The organism is Mycobacterium sp. (genome assembly GCF_049673265.1).
In the GTDB taxonomy this organism is placed as follows: Bacteria; Actinomycetota; Actinomycetes; order Mycobacteriales; family Mycobacteriaceae; genus Mycobacterium.
The window spans coordinates 1-3,179 of sequence record NZ_JBATXN010000397.1; the positions used below are offsets into that span (position 1 = coordinate 1).

The 3,179-nt window shown below is 63.1% G+C and carries 3 protein-coding genes; all 3 read left to right on the forward strand.

Features of this window, described 5'->3' with window-relative positions; all coding sequences use genetic code 11:
* Positions 1-736: MCE family protein (locus tag WBF82_RS13695; RefSeq protein WP_424383550.1), on the forward strand; the 736-nt coding region annotated here is incomplete at its 5' end.
* Positions 733-1,773 (forward strand): virulence factor Mce family protein, encoded by a 1,041-nt coding sequence (locus tag WBF82_RS13700; protein ID WP_424383551.1) that lies wholly within the window; start codon positions 733-735, stop codon positions 1,771-1,773. The genes WBF82_RS13695 and WBF82_RS13700, both read left to right, overlap by 4 nt.
* Positions 1,770-3,179: MCE family protein (locus WBF82_RS13705; RefSeq protein ID WP_424383552.1), on the forward strand; the 1,410-nt coding region annotated here is incomplete at its 3' end. The genes WBF82_RS13700 and WBF82_RS13705, both read left to right, overlap by 4 nt.

A 3,179-nucleotide genomic window follows, 5' to 3' on the forward strand; every position in this document is an offset into this window, starting at 1 on the left:
GAGCATCGACCCGGTCAAGGTGAACCTTACGCTGAGCGCAGCGGCGCAGGCGCTAACTGGATTGGGCGACAAATTCGGGCAGTCGATCGTCAACGGCAACAAAATTCTCGATGACCTGAATCCGCAAATGCCGATGATCCGCAATGACATCCAGCAGCTTGCGGCTCTCGGCGATGTCTACACCAAAGCTGCGCCGGATCTGTTTGACGCACTTAAGAATGCGGTGACTACGGCACGCACGCTCAACCGGCATCGGGCGGAACTCGACTCCGCGTTGCTGGCCGCATCCGGCTTCGCCGGCACCGGCGAAGACATTTTCACCCGCAGCAAGCCGTACCTGATCCGCTTGCTCGGCGACCTCGTGCCCACCGCGCGTCTCCTCGACACCTACAGCCCGGAGGTGTTCTGCACCCTGCGAAACTTCGCTGAACTCGCCCCCAAAGTCGCAGTGCTGGAAAGTGGTAACCACTATGCAGCGCAGCTCGGCGTTGCGCTCGCCGGAACCGAGAACCCGTATGTGTATCCGGACAATTTGCCGCGGGTAAATGCGCGGGGCGGACCCGGCGGAGCGCCTGGCTGCTGGCAGCCGATCACCCGTGATCTGTGGCCGGCGCCGTACCTGGTGATGGACTCCGGCAACAGCATTGCGCCGTATAACCACTTCGAGCTCAGCCAGCCGCTCGCCAGCGAATACGTCTGGGGGCGCCAGTACGGGGAGAACACGATCAACCCATGAGAATCACCGGCACCGACATCCGGCTCGCTGCTGTCGCATCCGTGCAGTTGTTGTTCACGGCATTCATCGTGGTGGTTTTCGGTCAAGTGCGCTTCGATCAAACCAACAGTTACTCCGCAGAGTTCAGCAATGCCAGCGGTTTACGTGCCGGCCAGTTCGTCCGGGCCTCCGGCGTGGAGGTCGGTAAGGTCAAAAGAGTTGACCTGGTCGAGGGCGACAAGCGGATACGCGTCGACTTCACCGTCGACCGATCGGTGCCGCTGTACCAGTCGACGACCGCCGAGATCCGCTACCAAGACTTGATCGGCAACCGTTATCTGGAAATCGACCGCGGGACAGGGGAAAACGCCGATAGGGTGCTGTCGCCGGGCGGATTCATTCCGCTATCCCGCACGGAGCCGGCTCTGGACCTCGATGCCCTCATCGGCGGCTTCAAGCCGCTGTTTCGCGCTCTGGATCCACAGAAGGTCAACACCATCGCCTCATCGATCATCACTGTCTTCCAGGGCGAGGGCGGCACCATCAACGACATTCTCGATCAGACCGCGCAGCTGACTGATCGGTTAGCCGAAAGCGACCAGGCGGTCGGTCAGGTGATCGCCAACCTGAACACGGTGCTGGACACCACAGTTCGGCACCGAAAACAATTCGACGAGACGATCAACAAATTCGAGGTCCTGATTACCGGTTTGAAGGGCCGGGCCGCCGACCTCGCCGACGGCACCGCGCACATCAGCAACGCCGCTGCAACGGTGGCCGACCTGCTAGCCGACAACCGGGCCCTGCTGCACGACACGGTCGGCCGCCTGGAAAACGTCGCCGGGCCACTCGTCGAGCAGCACGACAAGCTCGGCGACCTGCTGGGAAAGCTCCCTAACGCGTTCAACATCATCGGACGAGCCAGCGGCATCTACGGTGACTTCTTCAACTTCTATCTCTGCGACCTCGCCATCAAAGTCAACGGGCTGCAGCCGGGCGGCCCGGTTCGTTCAGTCAAGCTCTGGGCGCAGCCGTCGGGTAGGTGCACGCTGCAATGAGATCGCTGCAACCTGCCAACCGGGTGCGTGTCGGAGTGCTTGCCATCGCAGTGGTGGTGCTCGTTGTCGGTGTGGGACAAAGCTTTAGCAGTCTGCCGATGCTGTTCGCCACCGCGAACTACTACGCCCAGTTCAGCGACTCCGGCGGATTGAGCAAGGGCGACAAGGTTCGCGTCCTCGGCATGGACGTCGGGACGGTGCAAGATCTCAAGATCGACGGGGACCACGTCGTGATGAAGTTCTCGACCGGCACGCGCACCATCGGTACCGAGAGCCGGCTGGCGATCCGAACCGACACGCTGCTGGGCAAGAAGGTGCTCGAGATCGAGCCGCGAGGTACCCGACCGCTGCGGCCTGGTGCGGTGTTGGCGCTGGGGCAGAGCACTACTCCGTATCAGATTTATGACGCGTTCTTCGACGTCACCAAAGGCGCTTCGGGATGGAACATCGACACCGTCAAAAGATCGCTGAATGTGTTGTCGCAGACCATCAACCAGACGTCCCCGCACTTGAGCGCGGCTCTCGACGGGGTGGCCAAGTTCTCCGACACCCTCGGCAAGCGCGACGAGCAACTCAAACACCTGCTCGCCGACGCCAGGAAGGTGGCCAGCGTTCTCGGTGACCGCAGTAAACAGATCAACGCGTTGCTACGAAACACCCAGGAGTTGCTGGCAGCGTTCAACGAGCGTGGACGAGCCATCAACGCGCTCCTGGCCAACGTATCGGCCTTCTCCACCCAGGTGCAGGGTCTGATCAAGGACAACCCGAACCTGCACCACCTGCTTGAGCAGCTGAGCACCGTCACCGATCTGCTGGTCGAGCACAAGAAAGACCTTGCCACCGGGCTGACTACGTTGCGCAACTACACCGCGGCGTTGAGCGAGGCGGTCGGCTCCGGGCCCTACTTCAAGGTGATGATCGGCAATTTGCTGCCGTACTGGATGCTGCAGCCGTGGGTTGACGCGGCATTCCAGAAGCGCGGGATCGACCCGGAAAACTTCTGGCGCAGCGCCGGCCTGCCCGCCTTCCGGTTCCCCGACCCCAACGGCACCCGGTTCCCCAACGGTGCACCTCCGCCGGCACCACCGGTAATCGAGGGCACCCCGGATCACCCGGGACCCGCAGTGGCGCCAGGCACGCCGTGCTCCTATGTCCCGCCGCCAGAACTCCTACCGCGGCCGGGAAACCCGATGCCATGCGCGGGCGTCGATCAAGGACAGGGTCCCTTCGGGCCCAACGGACCATACCCGGCGTTGCCGGATGTGCTCTCGTCACCGCCGAAGCCGAATGGTCTGCCACCGACGCCGGGGATCCCGGTCGCCGGACGCCCCGGGGAGCCGGCGCCCGATTTGCCGGGGACACCCGTGCCGTTACCGCCCAATGCGCCGCCCGGGGCACGCCGGGAA

Excerpts from the sequence above, each read along its gene's own strand:
- WBF82_RS13700 (WP_424383551.1), top strand. The coding sequence starts at position 733 with ATGAGAATCACCGGCACCGACATCCGGCTCGCTGCTGTCGCATCCGTG.